Source organism: Micromonospora maritima, assembly GCF_902825405.1.
Classification (GTDB): domain Bacteria; phylum Actinomycetota; class Actinomycetes; order Mycobacteriales; family Micromonosporaceae; genus Micromonospora; species Micromonospora maritima.
The window spans coordinates 1-2326 of sequence record NZ_CADEAU010000696.1 but is presented as its reverse complement, the minus strand read 5'-3'; the positions used below and the strand labels follow the sequence as shown (position 1 = coordinate 2326).

The 2326-nt window shown below is 74.0% G+C and carries 1 protein-coding gene and 1 pseudogene; both read right to left on the bottom strand.

What is annotated here, in order from left to right:
• Positions 1-93: 93 nt before the first annotated feature.
• A complete protein-coding gene (locus tag HUW36_RS31185) occupies positions 94-1851 on the bottom strand; it encodes a glycosyltransferase family 2 protein (protein WP_246248412.1) in 1758 nt (585 codons plus the stop codon).
• 205 nt (positions 1852-2056) lie between these two features.
• Positions 2057-2326 (bottom strand): annotated as a pseudogene (locus tag HUW36_RS31180) (hypothetical protein); the annotation flags it as partial.

The following is a 2326-nucleotide window of genomic DNA, read 5'->3' as shown; positions in this document are numbered from 1 at the left end:
CCGGGTCGCGCCAGGCGCCGGGCGCCACCACGAAGGCGTACGCCAGCAGCAGCGCGCCGGCCAGCGCCAGGCCCACGCGGGGCAGGGTCAACCTCAGCACGGCGCACCACCGCCGACCGTCGCCGGGACGGGCGGTTCCGGCGCACCGGCCGGTTGCGGTACGGGTTCGGGCTCGTCGCGGCGGGCCCGCACGTTCTCCACCCAGGCGATCACCGGCGGCGCGAGCCCGGTGAGCAGCGTCAGCACCGGCCACACCCGCAGCAGCGGGTAGTCGTGGCCCAGCGCGAAGCTGACTCCGAGCAGCCCGGCGGCCACCGCCGCCCAGCACAGGTGCAGGCGGAACGTGCGCAGCGACTCCACGGTGCGCAGCGCACCCTTGGCGGTCACCACGAAGCCGAGCCGGCGGCGCAGCAGCGCGCCCACCGCGGCGGCCACGTAGACCGGACCGGCGAACAGGGCGAGCGCCATCCCCACCATGCCCACCTCCTCCCGCTCGTGCGGAGCGATGTTGAAGCGGCGCAGCCAGAGCCAGAGCAGGAACCAGCTGCCGAGCGTCGAGCCCCACAGCGCCGCCCAGACCTGCGGGTCGAGCCGGCCGGCGTCGACGCCGGTGAGCAGGTACAACGCGGTGGCGGCGTTGCCCAGCAGCAGGCTGACCGCGACGCTCGGGTAGTAGAACTGGAGCAGGCGGTACTGCCAGCGGCGGCGGGTCGGCAGCTCGCGCGGCGCACGCAGGTCGCGGCGGAACAGGATCTCGCAGATGCCGGCCGCCCAGCGCTTCTGCTGGTTGAAGTAGTCGGCCCAGGAGGTGGGCCCCTCCCCCAGCGCCACCACGTCCGGGGTGTAGACACCCTTCCACCGCCGACCGGTCGCCGGGTTGACGGCGGCGTGGATCCGGATGCTGGTGAGGTGGTCCTCGATGATCGAGTCCTGGTAGCCGCCGATGGTCCGCCACGCCGCCGGGCGGTAGAGGTGGCCGGTGCCGGTGAGCAGCGGCGCGTCCAGGCCGTTGCCGCCGCGCGCGATCAGGCCGTTGTAGAGGTACTGCTGCACCGAGGCGCCGTGGGCGACGAAGTTCTGGTGCATGTTGCCGTAGACCTGCGGGGTCACCACGAACGCGACGTCCGGGTCGCGGAAGTAGCCGAGGGTGCGTTCCAGGAAGTTCGGCAGCGGCACGTGGTCCGGGTCGACGTTGGCCACCACGTCGTACCGGTGCTCGTGCTCGGCCCGCCAGGCGTTGTGGTTGCCGGACTTGGTCCGGGCCCGGAACTCGCCGCGTGGCTGGTTGTATTCCGGCCGGCCCTTGCGGGTGAAGTGGTGCACGCCCAGTCGCGCCGCCATCGCCCGTACCTCGGGGTCGTCGCCCTCGTCGAGGATCCAGACGTCGACGCGTCCGCAGTAGACGATCTCCCGGAGCCGGCGCAGGGTCCGCTCGGCGACGTCGATCGGCTCCTTGCTCGGCACGATCGTGGTGAGCAGCGCCACCCGCAGGCCGACCGGGGGGTCGACCGGCACCGGATCCTTGGCGTGGAAGGCGAACACCCACACCACCACGTTCTGCGCGAGGCGGATCAGCTCGACGCCGACCACCACGCAGAACGCGAGCCGCGCGGCGATGGTCTGCCAGCCTCCGAGCCCGACCACCCCCGGGCCGGGCACGTGCTGCGGCAACAGCAGCCAACCGACGAAGAGCAGGCCGGTGGCGCTGTTGACCAGCACGAGCAGGGTCAACACCGACCGGGCGACGACCGAGGCGGCGGGGCGCAGCTCGACCGGGGCGTCGGGGCGTCGGGGCGGGCGCAGCGGTCCGGCGGTGGCGCCGCAGCGGGCGTACGCCAGGCGTGCCCGCACGTTGAGCTGCCGGCGGTCCGGGCCCGGGCGGCGCGGTCGTCCGGGTGCGGCGACGGGTGCCGGGCGGTCACCCGGAGTTCCCGGTTCCGCGGCCCGGGACGGGCGTGTATCGGCGGCGACGGCCACGTTTCCCCCATGGTCTGCATCGGGCTCGCCAGGAACCCCGACAGATGCTAAGCCGACAATCAAGGACAAAGGGCTTGAATCAGGCAGATGCCGGTCGCCCGCCCACGAACAGCGCGACCGTGAAGCCGGTCGGCCGCCAGACCTGCGCCGGCCGGTACCCGGCCCGCAGCGCGCGCTCCGCCGGACCGTCGCCGGGCGGCGCCGCACCGGTCCCGGACCGGATCACCCACAGCCGACGATGACCGTCGGGACAACCCGCACAGGCGAGCGGTCGCGGGTCGGCGGGCACGTCGGCCGGCCGCCGGTCGGCGGGGACGTAGCGCGCCAGCAGCGTCCGCGCGGTCGGGTC